This window comes from Bartonella sp. AA168HLJHH (genome assembly GCF_042197365.1).
Lineage (GTDB): Bacteria > Pseudomonadota > Alphaproteobacteria > Rhizobiales > Rhizobiaceae > Bartonella.
On record NZ_JBHIRS010000003.1, the window covers coordinates 1 to 17,255 of the forward strand.

The 17,255-nt window shown below is 38.5% G+C and carries 12 protein-coding genes, 1 tRNA gene and 1 pseudogene; 5 read left to right on the top strand and 9 right to left on the bottom strand.

The genetic code is table 11. From position 1 onward, the window contains the following. Together ACFINM_RS03060 and ACFINM_RS03065 are read right to left on the bottom strand one after the other, a co-directional pair. A partial coding sequence (locus ACFINM_RS03060) for a filamentous hemagglutinin N-terminal domain-containing protein (protein ID WP_375640354.1) occupies positions 1-3,731 on the bottom strand: 3,731 nt, incomplete at its 3' end. Positions 3,732-3,756: 25 nt separating this feature from the next. Beyond that, complete coding sequence (locus ACFINM_RS03065) at positions 3,757-5,553, bottom strand: ShlB/FhaC/HecB family hemolysin secretion/activation protein (protein WP_375640358.1); 1,797 nt, start codon at positions 5,551-5,553, stop codon at positions 3,757-3,759. Positions 5,554-6,262: 709 nt separating this feature from the next. On the opposite strand from ACFINM_RS03065, the pseudogene ACFINM_RS03070 reads away from it, so the two are divergent. Both ACFINM_RS03070 and ACFINM_RS03075 read left to right on the top strand, forming a co-directional pair. Next, a pseudogene (locus tag ACFINM_RS03070) lies at positions 6,263-6,571 on the top strand (hypothetical protein); the annotation flags it as partial. Positions 6,572-6,897: 326 nt separating this feature from the next. After that, positions 6,898-7,920: a tyrosine-type recombinase/integrase gene (locus tag ACFINM_RS03075; RefSeq protein WP_375640362.1), complete on the top strand. Its 1,023-nt coding sequence runs from the start codon at positions 6,898-6,900 to the stop codon at positions 7,918-7,920. 352 nt (positions 7,921-8,272) lie between these two features. Here the strand turns inward: ACFINM_RS03075 and ACFINM_RS03080 are convergent, their stop codons facing one another. The 4 genes from ACFINM_RS03080 to folE form a co-directional block, all read right to left on the bottom strand. Further along, positions 8,273-8,779, bottom strand: a complete 507-nt coding sequence (locus ACFINM_RS03080; protein ID WP_015856440.1) for a hypothetical protein — start codon at positions 8,777-8,779, stop codon at positions 8,273-8,275. Positions 8,780-8,916: 137 nt separating this feature from the next. After that, complete coding sequence (locus ACFINM_RS03085; RefSeq protein ID WP_375607121.1) at positions 8,917-10,089, bottom strand: alpha/beta hydrolase; 1,173 nt, start codon at positions 10,087-10,089, stop codon at positions 8,917-8,919. Positions 10,090-10,281: 192 nt separating this feature from the next. Then, positions 10,282-10,366, bottom strand: a tRNA-Leu gene (locus ACFINM_RS03090). A 137-nt stretch (positions 10,367-10,503) separates the two neighbouring features. Beyond that, positions 10,504-11,115, bottom strand: coding sequence for a GTP cyclohydrolase I FolE (gene folE / locus ACFINM_RS03095; RefSeq protein WP_375640367.1), 612 nt, complete (start codon positions 11,113-11,115; stop codon positions 10,504-10,506). 125 nt (positions 11,116-11,240) lie between these two features. Between folE and ACFINM_RS03100 the strand changes: the two genes are divergently transcribed. The 3 genes from ACFINM_RS03100 (at position 11,241) to thrS (ending at position 14,108) form a co-directional block, all read left to right on the top strand. Next, the gene (locus ACFINM_RS03100) at positions 11,241-11,669 is read left to right on the top strand and encodes an iron-sulfur cluster assembly scaffold protein (RefSeq protein WP_375621296.1); all 429 of its coding nucleotides are present in this window, start codon (positions 11,241-11,243) and stop codon (positions 11,667-11,669) included. Beyond that, entirely contained in the window at positions 11,670-12,020 is a 351-nt protein-coding gene (gene yidD / locus ACFINM_RS03105) for a membrane protein insertion efficiency factor YidD (protein ID WP_375607118.1), read from the top strand. Between the two features lie 111 nt (positions 12,021-12,131). After that, entirely contained in the window at positions 12,132-14,108 is a 1,977-nt protein-coding gene (gene thrS / locus ACFINM_RS03110) for a threonine--tRNA ligase (protein WP_375640371.1), read from the top strand. Between the two features lie 1,034 nt (positions 14,109-15,142). Here thrS and ACFINM_RS03115 read toward each other — a convergent pair. The 3 genes from ACFINM_RS03115 to ACFINM_RS03125 all read right to left on the bottom strand — a co-directional run bounded on the left by ACFINM_RS03115 (position 15,143) and on the right by ACFINM_RS03125 (position 17,209). Next, entirely contained in the window at positions 15,143-15,646 is a 504-nt protein-coding gene (locus tag ACFINM_RS03115) for a MerR family transcriptional regulator (protein WP_375621298.1), read from the bottom strand. A 196-nt stretch (positions 15,647-15,842) separates the two neighbouring features. Beyond that, positions 15,843-16,157 (bottom strand): integration host factor subunit alpha, encoded by a 315-nt coding sequence (locus tag ACFINM_RS03120; protein ID WP_273791377.1) that lies wholly within the window; start codon positions 16,155-16,157, stop codon positions 15,843-15,845. 77 nt (positions 16,158-16,234) lie between these two features. Continuing rightward, entirely contained in the window at positions 16,235-17,209 is a 975-nt protein-coding gene (locus tag ACFINM_RS03125) for a beta-ketoacyl-ACP synthase III (RefSeq protein ID WP_375640375.1), read from the bottom strand. Between the last annotated feature and the right edge of the window lie 46 nt (positions 17,210-17,255).

A 17,255-nucleotide genomic window follows, 5' to 3' on the forward strand; every position in this document is an offset into this window, starting at 1 on the left:
TTGACCTGTTGGCGCACATAAATCACCATTGGGGCTTCTAGGGACGCCAATTGTTCTTCACTCAAAGCCTCACCAAAGGGAAGATTGTGGGCTTCTGCATAGTCTGCCCCACCATCCAGCAAAGTTTTGACTTGTTCAATGGCATCACTTCCAGGAATAAAGGAACCTTTGCCCAAACCTTGACCGACCAGATCACGCATTTGTTTCTCAATCAGCTGCTTTTCGAAATAAGCATCGCCTAAGAAAAAAATCTCTCTGTCAGGATTGTAGCCAATTCTGTTCAAATAATAGGCTGAGCCATAAAACTTGCCAACATCAAGAAATTCTGCTCTAGTTTCATAAATGAAATTTTGATTGGGCAGCGTGCCCCCAACCCCACCCGATTGGGGCTTTGGTAAAGGGAGCCCCTCAGAAAGTTCCCCTGTATTATTGAGATCCACTTTTGGTATAAAGAGAGCGCCAGCCCCGGTTAAACCGCTTAAGGACTCCAGCGGATTGCCTTCAACGGTTTTTGCTTCAAAATGCGCATCCCCTGTAATCGAACCTTCCGCTGCCGTGTTATTGAGTTGATCGACCACCAGATTTAAAGTGCCGCCCGCTTGGACAAGACCAGGAACGCTCTCCAAAGCTTCTGAACCAATCTGGCGATCCTTGCCATTGGCTATATCTAAAGAAACATCGCGGCTTCCATCAGCTTTATAGCCATAACAATTGTCTGTATTTGCGTTACAACCCATATAGGTGTTTTTATAAGTTGTTGCACCCAAATTGGTGAGCACATTGGCGTGGATATAGGCATTTCCCCCTGCTTCTATAAGACTATAATGGTTGTCAATGTTATCGGCGTTAATGATGAGATTGCCGTGAGATTGTATCATCCCCTGAATGGTGGGCTTATGCGAAAACCCCTGCGTGACAGTTTCTTCTGTCATATGTGACTGATTATTCCATTGATACCGTCTTATATTACTTTTTGTTTTATCATATTTCCAAGTAAATGCCCTATAAAATGCTCCATCTTCCAAAGTTGCCGTGCCATAGGTTCCCTCTTTGTTAGCCCAAAGCTTTTTATCAAATACAAATACTTCCCTAGGTATATACTGGTGTGCAATAACTATTGTTCTATCCTCAAAGTGACCCTTTCCCCAAAGGTTGGGACCATCTTGATATAACATCCCATCACTGAGTTGATCAGAACCCTTTGGTCTTTGGAAAGAAATATCGCTATATTCCGTTTTTTCTGTGATGACAGGCGTGCTATCGGCTTCGTTTTTCAAGGTGTTGGTTTGGATATTTAAGTTTCCACCGGCTTGAATAAAGCCCGCTTTATTCACAAGCGAAAGGCTTTTTCCAGTACCAGCTGCATTGGTGAAAAATAAATTGCCTTCTGCCATAATAGCGCCAAAATCATTGAGCAAAGCCCCATCAACTTGTAAAGCACCATTGCCCTTTACATAAATTAAACCCGTTTTGCTGTTGGTCACATCGCCCGTCACGCTAAAAGCTAAATCATGACCCGCTGCCAATTGACCGCTATTTTCAAGCTCCCCGGTTTTGATGATAAAATCTCGTGCTGCTAAAACCGATGTGAACTGATCCACCATAACGCCTGGAGCAACAAAAAGAATATCTCCAGTCCCTCCTTCATCGGTAATGGCTTGTAGCCGTGCATGGTGAATATCAAGAACATTGGTGCTTTGAAAATCTAAACCACCATAAATCAGCGTGCTGCCCGAGACATAAATATGATCCGCAGTTAAATATAGCGTTTGCGGCGTGTAAATATGAGAACGATCATTGCTCAAATCCAGTGTGTTTGCTGTCAATCTCACATCCCCCGTAGCAGACAGCACATTCTCAACGCTGATCCCTCCTGATACCGAGGTCAGGGTTGCACTGCCATAGCCAATGACCTGATCATAATAAATGTCGTTGCCAGCAAAAAGTTCAATATTGCCACCACTGATAATATGCCCAACCTTTATACCCTCTTGCGCTGTAGCAAAAAGGGAACCTTTATCATGAAAAACAAGAGCACCTGTAGGGTTTGAAGGGCTCACCTGAGAGTGAACAAAATCTAAACCTGTCATCAGTGTGCCTGCATCAAGACTTCCCACCTTTAAAACGGCATCATCACCCGTCATCAAAGAAGAAAAATCAACCGCCCCACCATGAATGTCTGCTCTGCCATAGGCTAAAACTTGCCCAAAATGAATGCCGGCATGGGGGTCAACATGAATGGCAACATTGTGATGCGACAGAATTGTTTGGGAAACAGAGAGCCCATTATGAGAAACCAGGGTGATATCTCCTGCCCCATAAATACTTTCAGCAAAAATCGCACCTTGACTGCTCTGGAGATCAACATCCCCTTTTGTGCCAAGAACAAGGCTGCCAGCTGCTTGCGTGGCTGCCATATCAACCCCACCAGCTAAAAAATGGGCTTGTATATCACCACCGGCATGCGCCCTGAGATTGCCCCCAGCTAAAACAGTGCCACCAATATTAAGCGCTCCATCTGTTTCAAGTGTTACATCAGCGCCTGCGCCTAGCCCTGAAACTTGAAGAGCATGGTGCGAAGAAAGCTCCAAATTGCCCCCCGAGGTAGCTTTTCCGGCAATTGATAAAAGCCCATCCTGGGCATCTACGCTCAAATGACCTTCCGCGCCAACCGTTTCTAACATGACACCTTTTTTTGCTGCAATCGCAATATGCTTTTTGGATGTAATGTTCTCTGCATGAAGGGTATCGCTTTTTGATTGAAGAACAACACCCCCATGACCAAAAACATTCTTCAACGAGATTTTTCCGTCAGCAGAAAGATGCAACTGCCCCGCATTCGCTGCCATATCATGGCGCATGCGAACCCCAACTCCTTGTTCTGTTGCCACAAGTTTAATCTGATCCGCCTGGAGAGCCCCAAAAGCAGAACCATCTATCGCATATTCCGGTTTACCGGTAATATCGGTCAGTTCTTTCATTTCCCGCAAAGCATAATCAAAGTGACCCGTGCCTGCTGTTACTCCAATCTCTCTGCCCGCAACCGCTCCTTCAAAATGCACTGTGCGTGAGACAATATCGACAATATCAACCGAACCCTTGCCAGAAAAAAAATTGGCTCCCTTAGCGCCAAAGGTGATATCCCCTCCTCGCACCTGAAAACCTTTCAGAAAACCACTCGCATCAATTTCGGGTACACCCGTGGTTAAGGTCGCATGGGGCGTATTGATAAAGCCACAACCATTACAGCTTATGCCGTTGGGATTGGCTATAATCACATCAGCTTGATGCCCAAAAACCTCTCCTGGACCATTCAAGGCACTGCGCTTGCTGCTGGTCACTTCATTTAAAATCACTTTCGCTGAACCAGAAGTGCGCAAATGCGGATTGCCAGGCATAATGCCACCCAACTGCGATTGTCCCACTTCTTGCGCATGATTGTTCCAAATAACACCTGCATTGCCAATATTAAAATCGTTATATTTATTGTGCGATAAGCCCTTGCCATTGGGGGTAACAATATCAATCGAGGGAACCCCATTGGGCGCTGCCACTATATCTGGACGATGGGCGGCATTCGCGTTAGGATCCACAGTAATTTGCGCCTGTAACGCTGAAGGGGCTAACAAACAAGAAAAACCAAGTCCCCCAAATAAAACCTTTTTGAGCATCGTACTGGAGACTAAAACACCTAATAAAGCTGCTCTTTCTGCTCTCTTTTCATATCTCATACGTTAACTCCCCAATAAAAAATGCTTAAAGTTCCATTGTTAATGTCATAAAAAATGTTCCTGATTTTTTGTGCTTAACTGTGCTCCAAAAAATACTGGAATAACTGGCATCAAGAGAGACCATGCCTCCCGCAAGCTTGACACCTGCTGTCCAACCGGCAAGCTGATCATTCTTAATCCCATACAAGGGTTGTGCAAAAACACGCCCATAATCCAAACCAACATAAGGGCGAAGTTCTCCAAAAACCTTTTTGAAGGTCGCGTGATTGCTCCACGGAATGGTGCGTAGCAACAAATCATTCCGGCTAAAAAAACCGTTATTGCCAAAAAGCAAACTCTCACGCGTGCCACGAACATTGGAAGCACCCCCCAACGAAATCTGCTCCGCACCCAATAAATTATGTGGTGAATATTGACCACTCAAAAGATTGCTTAGTATAAAATCCAAGCCCCCTACCTTAAAAGGCGTCATGACACTAAGCGTACCGGTAAATTTAGCAAATTGTGGCTCCGCATCCCCTGCTCCTGGCGCATGTTTCTTTACTGAATGAAACAAGGGAAGACCTTGCAAATAACTCACATCAAAGGTCCATGTCCCACCCAACATCTGGCGCGAATGCGAAATGCCAAAATTGGCGACGCTATATTGACGGCTGCCCACTTCAATCTTATTGCCAAGAAGGTAATTGTTGGTTCTTTTATAAGAAAGACCCAAATTCAAGGTTGTAAGGGAAACACTATCACGGTAAAGAACCCTGCTTGTACTGGCGTGCAACTCACTGGAATCCCCCGTCGTCTCAATATCGGTAAAATTGCCAGGGATTATGCTTTGGTAATTATAAACAGTGCCATTCAATCCAAAGGTCCAATAACCATATGGAATACTCACACTCGCTGAAATGTTATTGCTATGTCCTTCTTGCTTGCTCCCACCCCAATAATCGGGCTCACTGCGTTGATAGTTAAAATCCCACGCATCATTCATCCCTAAAATATTTTCTACCCTCAAGCCCGCACTATAACGCGCATAACCCGTGGAAGATTGTCCCATATTGTCATGAGAAACAGTAACCTTGAACGTTTTATCGGGATGATTGTTAATATTGACAATGGTGCTCCCTTCTTCACGCCCTGGAAGAAGTTCGCTTTGAGCGTGTGCTGAACTCAAACGGTTGATCTGATCAAGCCCCTGTTCAATATCGCGCATGTTCAGAACATGACCTTGAAGCCCAGGAAAAGCACTCCATACAACATTATTATAACGAGATGCCGGTGAACCATTATAGTAAATCTCTGAAAGCTTGCCCTCAATGACAACAAATTTGAGCGTCTTGCTGTTTTTGATATCTTGATCAGGAATGTAAAAACGCGCCGTTACATAGCCTTGATCCAAATAAACTTTGGTTAACTTCTTGATTAAGAGCTGAATATCGACAAGACCGATACATCTTCCAACATAAGGCTCTGTTACGGCTGATATAGAGCGCTTTTTGACATGATGCACTCCCTCAACAACAACAGCATGAATTGGAAAACATTGCTTCCCACCCAAAAGCGTTTCTGGATTTTGCTCTGAAGGCGTCTTTATCCTTTTAGGCGTTAAAGACCGTAATTTCTCAATTCTTTCTAATTGCTGCTTTTCTGAATACCTACGAGAAAAATTATCTGTTGGGGAATGAAAAATAGCTGAGGAGCGCGCATAAACATTTACACCTGTAAACAAGCCAAAGAAAACAAAAATGGCACGAAAAATTCTCAAAAGAGAACTTTGGCGTAAAAATACAGAAAACAATACAGATTGCCCCCGCTTTGCACTATTCATGAAGCACTCTTTAAAAGAACTTCATGGAACCGCTAATAAACCCACTCAAAACAGCCACTGCCCTATAACACTTTTAACAAAAGCACATGCCTCTGTGACCAAAAAAGTGACACCCAAAAACTGCTTTATTTTAACTGCTGAAGATCTCTCCCCCACATTTATATAAAGAAACCTCTAAACAAAACTGTTTAGCCCGTCAATGGTTAATACATCAATATCCCCATAAATATAAAGGATAAATTTGCTCAACCATATCCGCTTGCATTCATAGAGTGAACCTTCAAAAGACGCCTCATCTATGAGTTTTAGGGGTTTTGAGTATTTTGAGGGTTCTTTTTACCCCCCTTTATATATTTTTTTTCAATCGAAAAATAAAAATCATTATATTTCAATATATTAGCATTTTAGAGATACAATCTATATTAAAACACAACCTATAAATACAACCCGCGGTATATTTTTGAAGGTATTTTGAGGGTGTGAGAAACCTTCAAAACCTATCTATAAAATGCATCAAAATACTCATTCTGATATTTTAAAGCACATAGTGCATTTGTCTTTTTTTCATAAAACGAATAGCAGATTTCACTATTTTGCTGATCTGATCTCTCTCATAGGCTGTGGATAAACAGCATTTAAAAAACTTTTTGAAAAAATTTATCCGCTTTTGAATGACTTTACCTCTTCTGATACTCGCTATTTATTCTAAATGGATTTAATTGAATTCATTATTAAAGCATTAAAAGATTTTGCTGATATCAAAGCAGGTACCTTAGGCGGCTTTATTGAAAAGGAAGATAACCTCTCTCATGAGTGCAATTGCTGGGACTATGATGAGGCTCTTGTGTTTAAAAATGGTCACGTTTATGAAAATGCTAGGGTTTATGGCAATGCCAAGGTTTCCTATCATGCCAAGGTCTGGGGTAAAGCCTATGGCAATGCAAAATTAAACAGTCAAAGTAAAGTAAGTGTCGTTCCAAAAAAATGTAAGGTTTATGAAAACGATAATGTTGTCAATATAACTGATAAAACAGAATAAAAATAGATATGGGGGGCGTGCCTTTTTTATGGTGTATAAACGCATATAAAACGCATTGCTATAAACATATCATAAAAGAGAGAGTAAAATAAAAAAAAGCCGCGCCAAGTGATATGACGCGGCTTTCAAATAGCGATTCTTATTGATTAAAATGAATCATCCACAATGGAGTAATCAGTGCATATATACAAAACGTATCATATTGCAAGTGCTTTATGAGAGATATAAAACTTATCAAAAGGAACGTAAATGTTGCGTATGATCTTTAATCACTCATTTGAATTACAGAGCCTATAAACGCTTTTATGGCTATCAAACAAATTACTCAACATGGCAAAATTGTATGGTATGTACGTATTGGTCATGGACCACGCATTAGAATACGCGGTACCTATGGAACGCAAGAGTTTGTTGATAACTACAAAAGCGCACTTGCCGAGTTACAAGGGCTTATACTTCCTAAATCAAAAACTGGTAAACTTGTTGAAGGTTCATTTGCATGGCTGCTTAAACAATACTTTAACAGCTCTAATTGGCATAGCTACTCTAATACTACAAAGAAACAAAAAGAATACATTCTTATGAAGATATGCGACTCCATAGGAAATATTCCATACCAAGCAATTGAAAAGAAACATATCATAGCCGGTGTTGAACGGCGCAAAGATACACCAGCAATAGCTAGAAACTTTCTGAAAGCCCTTAATGGACTTTTTAATTGGGCAATTGATCAAGGTCTTTTGGAAAATAATCCAACTTTAGGCGTCAAAAAACCTCCTCTTAAAAATAAAAGCGGCTTTCCTGTTTGGACAGAAGAAGATGTTGAGAAATATTATCAAAGATGGTCCCATGGTACCCATGAACGCGTTTGGATTGATATTCTTCTGTATACGGGCTTACGTCGTGGTGATGCGGTTCGCATTGGCTGGAAAGATGTCAAAGACAATATTATTCATCTCAAAACAGAGAAAAGTAAATTCCAAACAGATGTTTTTCTTCCTATTTTACCGGAATTAGCCAAAACGCTTGAAGCTGGTCCTATTGGAGTAGAAACATTCATTTGTGGTAAAGAAGGTAAAAAACTAGTTAAAGAAAGTTTTGGCAACCTTTTTCGAGAGACTTGTAAAGTAGCAGAAATCAAAAAATCAGCACATGGCTTAAAAAAATTAGCAGCAACACGCGCAGCTAACTCTGGTGCAATAGTATCACAACTCAAAGCAATTTTTGGCTGGACAAATGATGCTATGGCATCTCTTTACACAAAGAGCGCAGATCGCAAAAGGTTAGCTATAGAGGCGATAAAAAAGCTTCAAAAAGATGAGGGATAGAGGCAAAAAACTCAATAGAATCAAGATTCACCTTTTCCCTTATATTAGACATAACTATTTTATTTTACTTGCTTTTTATTTGCCTAATGAATATACTAACAACTTCATGACATTGGTAAAATTATCCGGCGGGCTATTATTAAAAGAATCAGAAAGTTTTTTGTAAAATTCTTTCCACAAACATTTTTTTCAATAAAGCCACCTAATTAATCAGCCTTAACTTTAGCAAAGATATAAGGCATGTGTTTCATTTATTAAAGCAAATTCTTTTCTTTCAAAAGGTTATAGCCTTCTATCTAACAGCGTTTTTGCTGTAAAATTCAAATTATCTATCTACTCAACTAAAGAACTTTTATTGTTTAGCTTTTGTGCTTTTTTCAAAGAGATGTGGGCTTTCAAGAATAAGCTTTTCTCGTGCTTTTTGTAACTGTTTAATGACTTCATCAATCTTTGACGGAGAACAAAAAGATTCTTGGCTATTCAACAAATGCAGCCTCTCCTTTCCCTCATATAAACATTGCATCTGAGATTGAAGTATTCTAACTTCTTGAAAAAAAAGACGTCCTGTTTCCTTAAAACCATTATTAAGTGCAAAAAGTTGATCAGAAATGGATAGCAGAATTTGTTTTAAAAAACGCTCATTTTCTTGGCGTTTACGATATTCTAAAATAAGAGCATGGCTTATCTCATCTAACTGTTTTTTTGTAGAATCAATTTGACGCAATAAATTTGGTTTTTCCCCCATATCACCTTTTCTCACCTTCACAAGCATAGCATGAATGTCTAATAACTTAATTGCGGAATGAGACAAATAATCAACAACTGTAGGCGTATTAACATAGCGTTTCCGTGCAATCATCACAAACTCACCTAATGACTGTTTTTTACATTCATCCCGCTATTTATTTTTCATTTTACAAGACCATTCTAAAGAAAGTGCTAAAAAATATTACCTCCAATACATTATTCGATGGAGCCCCTTCTCTCTTTTCACGATCAACGTGGAATCCGTGGAGAGAGAAAACGTACAGGTGTATAAAGGATAAGATGTGTTGTTTTTTCCAACACACTACTACCATCAGCAAGAAGGGCTTGACTAGGTGACAATTCTGTACCTTGCATAATTGTGGAAGCCAAAGAACCTTCTCGAGAAAGAGCCATCAACGTTGGCGAAGATGCAAAGACATTGTGTGCTCCCCCATCCACATGAGAAAAATCAAGAACAGCTATTCCATTTTTACGCAACATTTCAATATCTGAGCCATCGCCCACACGATGATGTCCACCCGTAAGACGTCCTGAAACCGCAAGAGCTTTATCTGCTCTGGATACTAAAATAGCGGTTGGCTGCGGAAGTTTTTTTATATCATTAAGTTGGCGCTCAAATACATCAACATCAATATCTGGTGCAGCCATTAATAAACTTGTAATACGACGAATAGGCCTATATTTTCCCTGTAACGCTAACGTTCTAAATGCTTCCATTATAACAAAATTGCCCATAGAATGTGCAATAACCGAAATTTGATCAGCATTGGTTTCACTAATAAGTGTTAAAAGCTCTATCAATCCGTCACGGGCAAAATTAGCACTGTCACGATCATAAATATAAAGAGGAACTGATCCGGCCGAAGGCCAAGAATAATGCACAGCGACAACATTTAAAGAATAATCGTGTGTAAACTGTGCTGTACGAAATGTACCATCTGCAAAATTATTATTATACCCATGGATAAAAAGAAAAATTTCTCTTTTTCCTTTTGGCTTTTTTGCTAAAGCAGCATTTAATTGCTGTTTAAACTGTTCTTTATTATCGTATTTTTGCAATGCTACTGCTGCAAAATACTTATCATGTGTAGGTTTATAGGCATTTATTTCAACAACTCCCTTTACATGTTGCTGAGGAATTCCTACGTCAACACGATTATAATGAACTTTATTTGATCGCTCTGCACCATAAGGTTGAGCGTAATTATTTTGCATCATACGACTCGTTGCAACATACACTGGAACGATGGCTTTTGGAGAAACTGGTTTCCCTTCAACTTCCCTTTCTACGGCAGTCATAGAAGGTGTTGCATGCACCCCATGCCAAAGTACAGCACGTGAATCACTACACGCTGATAATAAAGAAATACAAATAAGAAGTGTTAAATATCTCAGAATCATTATACTTCTCACTGCAACTTCACCCCACCTTATAAAAATATAACATTTCAAATGCATAGATAAAGTAATAAAAAACGAAATATTATTGGCAACACACCAACAAATAACATACAAAAAGATTTTTCTATAATGCCTATAAATCCCCTCTCTCTAACATAACTTCATCTCACTATGGAGAGACTCACTGCGAACTGGTGCGGTCGAGAAGACTCGAACTTCCACGGGTTGCCCCACAGCGACCTCAACGCTGCGCGTCTACCAATTCCGCCACGACCGCACGTGGAAAGAAAAAATCTTGGTTTTTAGCCTTTAACAAATCATAAAGAAAGGTACAAGCCAATTTTCTTTTTCTCATAATTTATTTTATCCGGATGCTTTATAACTTAATAGAGATTACGAGAAATATGGGCTTTACTATGACCTTTGAACCATCATCATAAAATGTGCTTGTGCCGCTTGATCTTTTTCATAATAACCATGAAAGTTTTTTGTAATTGTTGTAGAGCCCTGTTTTTGGATTCCTCTCATAGCCATACACATGTGCTCAGCCTCAATCAATACTGCTACACCATGAGGCTTCAGATACGTTTTTAACGCGTGAGCCACTTGCGCTGTCATAGCTTCTTGAGTTTGTAAACGACGAGCAAAAATATCTACAACACGTACAATTTTTGAAAGACCAACAATTTTTGCATTAGGAAGATATGCTATGTGTGCTTTCCCAATAATTGGGATCATGTGATGCTCACAGTGTGAATAAAAAGCTATATTCTTTACGATTACGGCTTCATTGTATCCTGAAACCTCTTCAAAAACTGTACCTAAGGTTTCTTTAACCGATTGACTATAACCATTAAAAAGCTCGCGATATGCCTTGGCTATACGTTTTGGAGTATCTAAAAGCCCTTCTCTATTTGGATTTTCCCCTATCCATAAGAGTAATGTACGAATCGCTTCTTCCACCTTTTCAATACTCGGACGCTTTTCTTCAGATAAATTTGTGTCTTCTTTAACAACATTACGCATTCAAAAACTCCAAGCTTACTCTATACAAAGCATTTGCTCCATACCTATCTCATTTTGTATAATCTCTATATAAGCGAATTAAAAGTTTAAACAATCACGACTTTCAAAATTTCAGGCAATAGCGCATGATTGATACTATCTATAATGATAAAATACTTAAATATGCTGCACATATAGGCAAAATTGGACGTCTTAATAATCCTGATGCAACATCAAGAAAACATGCACACCTTTGTGGTTCGACAATCACTGTAGATTTAAAAGTGGAAAATGGTATTATTACCGATTTTGCTCACGAAATACATGCATGTGTGCTAGGGCAAGCTTCAGCTTCACTTTTAGCATCTCATATCATCGGACAAACAACTCAAGATCTTAAAATATTGCGTGAAGTTATCTACCAAATGCTAACGCAAAATGGTCCTTCTCCTCAAGCTCCATTTGAGGATTTTTCTTGCTTACAGCCCATTAAAGACTATAAAGTGCGCCATGCAGCAACACTACTACCCTTTGATGCAATGATAGACTGCATTCAAAAAATTGAAGAAAAATAAATGTTCAAATCACAATCTAGACAAAAAAAGTTGACTCGGAATTACACAGGCACTTGGCAAAAAACACCCGGACGATTATTGGGTATTTTCTTAATACGTTTCTATCAAATAACACTTTCGAGCCTTATAGGTAATCAGTGCCGCCATGCTCCGACTTGTTCAGAATATACATATGAAGCGATAGCACGCCATGGGCTTTGGGCTGGTGCATGGATGGGACTCTTTCGTATCATGCGTTGTGGGCCCTTTGGAACAGATGGCTTTGATCCAGTCCCTCCATCGCTTGGAAATTCTTGCTGTTTTTATAAACCTTGGCGTTACTGGAAAATTTCTGACAAACACAACAAATAATCCTTTTCTTTTTTCACATGTATTGATAAAAAATTAGTCTATAAGCTTTTTACTCAATTTTCACGAAACCATCCGCAATCGTTAGCGGAATTGGATTAAGAGGGTTTTTTTATGTCTTGCTCTATTTCTCTTTTTTTTCCCGATGGTTCAAAACGTAATTACCCCGCCGAAATGACAGGCTTGGAATTAGCAGAATCTATTTCTAAATCACTTGCAAAAAAAGCAGTCGCCTATAGTCTTGATGGTATCACGCGAGACTTATCGGATCCATTGGGACAATCTGGTCAAGTAGAGATTATTACCCGAGAAGATTCACGCGCTCTTGAGCTCATAAGGCATGATTGCGCCCATGTCCTTGCTGAAGCAGTGCAAGAGCTCTTTCCTGAAACGCAAGTAACAATAGGTCCTGTCATTGAGAACGGATTCTATTATGATTTTGCACGCCAACAACCTTTCACATTAGATGATCTCACCGTCATTGAAAAGAAAATGCGTGAAATTATCCAACGCAATAAACCTTTTAGAAAAGAAATTTGGTCTCGTGAAAAAGCAAGAAAAGTTTTTTCTGAGAAAAAGGAATTTTATAAAGTTGAACTTATTGATAGCATTCCTGAAAATCAAGATTTAAAAATCTATTATCAAGGGGAGTGGTTTGATCTTTGTCGCGGACCGCACATGCAATCTACAGGGCAAATTGGGAATGCTTTCAAATTAATGAAAGTTGCAGGAGCTTATTGGCGTGGCGATGCCAATAATCCAATGCTCACGAGAATTTATGGAACAGCATTTGCAAATGAAAATGACTTAAAAGCCTACCTCCATATGCTAGAAGAAGCTGAAAAACGTGATCATCGCCGCTTGGGACGTGAAATGGACTTATTTCACTTTCAAGAAGAAGGGCCAGGAATGATTTTTTGGCACAAAAAAGGTTGGAAAATGTTCCAAAATTTGATCAGCTATATGCGTAGACGCCTTGATGATCATCAATATGCTGAAGTTAATGCACCACAAGTTCTCGATAGGTCACTCTGGGAAATATCTGGCCATTGGGGTTGGTATAAGGAGAATATGTTCAAAGTAATTTCAGCAGAAGAAGATTCAGATCATGGGAATGTTTATGCCCTTAAACCAATGAACTGCCCTGGTCATGTGCAAATTTTTAAACATGGTTTAAAATCTTATCGTGATTTGCCTATTAGACTTGCTGAATTTGGACTTGTTCATCGTTATGAGCCTTCAGGCTCTTTACATGGTCTTATGCGTGTGCGTGGTTTTACACAAGATGATGCGCATATTTTTTGTACTGATGAACAATTAGCCGATGAATGTCTCAGTATTAATGATCTTATTTTATCAACTTATGCCGATTTTGGTTTTAAAGAAATTAGTCTTAAGCTTTCAACCCGTCCAGAAAAACGAGTTGGATCTGATGCATTATGGGATCATGCAGAAAGTATCATGGAATCTGTCCTTAAAACGATTGAAACAAAATTTGCAGGACAAATCAAAACAAGCATCCTTCCAGGTGAAGGAGCATTTTATGGTCCAAAATTTGAATATACATTAAAGGATGCTATCGGTCGTGAATGGCAATGTGGAACAACACAAATAGACTTTAATCTCCCTGAACGTTTTGGTGCATTCTATATTGATAAAGATTCAGAAAAACGTCAACCTGTTATGATCCACCGTGCTATTTTGGGATCAATGGAGCGTTTTCTTGGTATATTAATTGAAAATTTTGCTGGACATATGCCACTTTGGCTTGCTCCTGAACAAATTGTTGTTGCAACAATTACATCCGAAGCAAATGAATATGCCCAAAAAATAACAGCAAAACTTAAAGCTGTTGGGCTTTCCGCAACAATAGATCTCCGCAATGAAAAAATTAACTATAAAATACGAGAACATTCTTTACAAAAAGTCCCCGTAATTTTGGTATGTGGCAAACGTGAAGCTGAAACAAACAGCGTAAATATGCGCCGCTTAGGAAGTACAAATCAAACCCTTTTATCTGTAGAAGATGTGATTAAACAACTCTCAAATGAAGCAACACCTCCAGATTTGCAACGTGTAATAAATGCATAATATCACGGAAGATGGTAATACGTTAATTTTTTACTATAAATTTTCAGTTTTGTACAAAATGAAATAATTTGATATTGTAGTGTGTTTTTGTTTCATGCACAATGACCTGTCACCAGAAAGAATAACGTGCTCTTTCTCTACAAGGTGGATTGGTGAAAAAGTTGAATATAAGCTATGAGCTGTTTAAATGCAAAAATCATAGACAATTGAATATTAATAATAACATTAATCTTTTACCTTTATAATGAAAAAATTCTGCTATTATCATGGATAGATCATTACAATAATTATAGAAACATCAAGCAAGAAAACTGAAAACAAGATTATATTTATTAATAAAAAATATGTAAAATTAGCTGAACAATGATATTTCTTATTCGTAAGATAAGCCCTTATAAAAAGGACAAGATATTGATTTATAATGATAATATATCGTTATTCATATTAAATAAGGTTTCGAATATCATAGGCTTCTCTTATTTTTAATATTTTTATGTTGAATCTATCAAAATCATTTTCTTGCACGAAACAAGCGGAATGAGTGCGTGGATAAAAATTATTGAGAAAAGACTTTTAAAATGCCTACAATGAACCGCCTAAAGTGCTAAGAATTGTTGCAGTCATTGAGAACAGGCTATAATTATAATGATGATGCCGACTTGAACCTTCATAAGTATAAAAATAGCGGTACTCAACGAGTTTACCATTAATCATTCACGAGGCATTATGGTAAAATAAGATTAAGAAGCCTTAAGAAACATCTCTTTAAAACAAGCACATGAATTGGTAAGCTAATGGCATCCTACATCCCGCAATCTACACTGATGAGATATTACCTTAATTTTTATAAAGCCAAATCAAAAAAAATGGCAAAACTCAGCGTTTATTCTTTCTCTTCTTCATGTTTTACCAAATAAAAAACTCGTTAAATATACACATACGATATATGACTACTCGTTGAACGTATAAAATTCTGGGCACATCCATAAAACATCTAAATATCTACGAAACACATATAAAATAAAAAAATATTATTATCGTGCTCTATCAAGAACACGCTTACATTCAATGAGTTCAAACAGAATTTCTTGTAACAATGCTTTATCAGTTTTATCTTTGTAAAGATTCACAGAACCGACAGATGTTTCTCCCTCATTCCTCATGAAACTCAAAAGCCCAAAAGAAGATTTCTTAGGCTTATTGCTAGCATTTTCAGAAGTTTGTACTGCATGTTTCTTCTCTATGACCACATTCATAGCATCAAGATCACCATTACCCAATGCAGTCACAAAAGCAACACCATTTTCTTTCAAAAGGCGTTGCACACCTTTTATCGTATAACCCTGATCATATAGTAACTGCTTAATACCATTGAGCAAATCAACATCGACCGGACGATAATAGCGCCTTCCTCCCCCACGTTTCATTGGTTTAATCTGCCTAAAACGTGTTTCCCAAAATCTTAAGACATGCTGCGGAAGCTCCAATAATTCCGCTACTTCGCTAATTGTGCGAAAAGCATCAGAGCTTTTATCCATTTTGTAACACCTTATTTAAAACAAAATAAATTACTTCACAATGACTCATTCTGTCTCAATTTCTCAACAAGATTAGTCAAAAATAAGACCATCATTGATACCTTACTCACCAGTCTTTTTCTAAAAAATAAAGACCCTTATTTTATACATTTCTTTAACAAATACCAAACATACCATGGCATTTATTTATGAGATATCATTTTTTCTGTTTTGCACGATGCGAATCTAAAATTCTCTGTTTAAGGACATTGGCAGCCTTAAACGTCACAACACGTCGCGGCGGAATCGGTGCTTCAACACCTGTTTTTGGATTGCGTCCAACACGTTCATTTTTACTGCGAACCTGAAAAGTTGCAAAAGAAGATAATTTAACCGCTTCACCTCTTACAAGTGAGTTGCAAATCTCATCCAAAACCAATTCGACTAAAGCTGCTGATTCAGTATGTGACAAGCCCACTCTTTTACAAACTACGCTCGCTAAATCTGCACGCGTTACTGTCTTACTTGTCATTATAACCACCTATTAAAATATTAAAAATTACAAAATGACTTATACGTTTTCTTGAAATATGGTCAAGTAGCCATAATTTACCAACGAATAAGAATTGCTCCCCATGTAAATCCACCTCCCATGGCTTCTAACATGATAAGATCTCCTTCTTTTATTTTTCCATCGCAAACAGCTGTTGTTAAAGCCAACGGAACTGATGCAGCAGACGTATTACCATGTTGATCAACGGTAATCACAACTTTATCTAGTGAAATTCCCAGCTTTTTAGCAGATGCTTCAATAATGCGCTTATTAGCCTGATGAGGTACAAACCAATCTAGTTGTGAAGAATCCATACCTGCAGCTGCAAAACAATCATCAACCACATCCGTTATCATACCAACAGCATATTTAAAAACTTCTCGTCCTTCCATACGCAAATAGCCTGTCGTTTGTGTTGTTGAAGGTCCACCATCAACATATAGCTTATCTATATAAGCACCATTAGAACGCAATTTCGCAGACAATATACCACGCTCAAAAGCAATACCCCCCGCAGTTTCTAGTGCTTCCAAAATAACAGCACCAGCACCATCACCAAACAATACACATGTCGTACGATCTTCCCAATCTAAAATTCGAGAAAATGTATCGGATCCAATAACTAAAATTCTTTTAGCTCCCCCACACCGTAAATAAGAATCTCCTGTTGTTAAAGCAAAAATAAAACCAGAGCAAACAGCTTGAATATCAAAAGCAAATCCATGGCTCATTCCCAAAGCATGCTGAATTTCAACAGCAGAAGCAGGAAAAGTACGATTCGGGGTGGACGTTGCTAAAATAATACAATCGATGTCTTTTATTGTTAAACCAGCATTTGTAAGTGCTGCTTGCGCAGCCTCAACTCCTAAAGAAACAGTTGTTTCATTTTCACTGGCAATATAACGTTGGCGTATTCCTGTACGCTGAACAATCCATGAATCTGACGTTTCAACAAACTTTGCAATCTCTTCATTTGATAAACTTCTTTTCGGCAAAGCACTTCCTACACCACGTATAATTGACCGAATCATTCAGCTCTTACCTTTTCTTCAAATTTTTTATTTCTATTATAAGAGC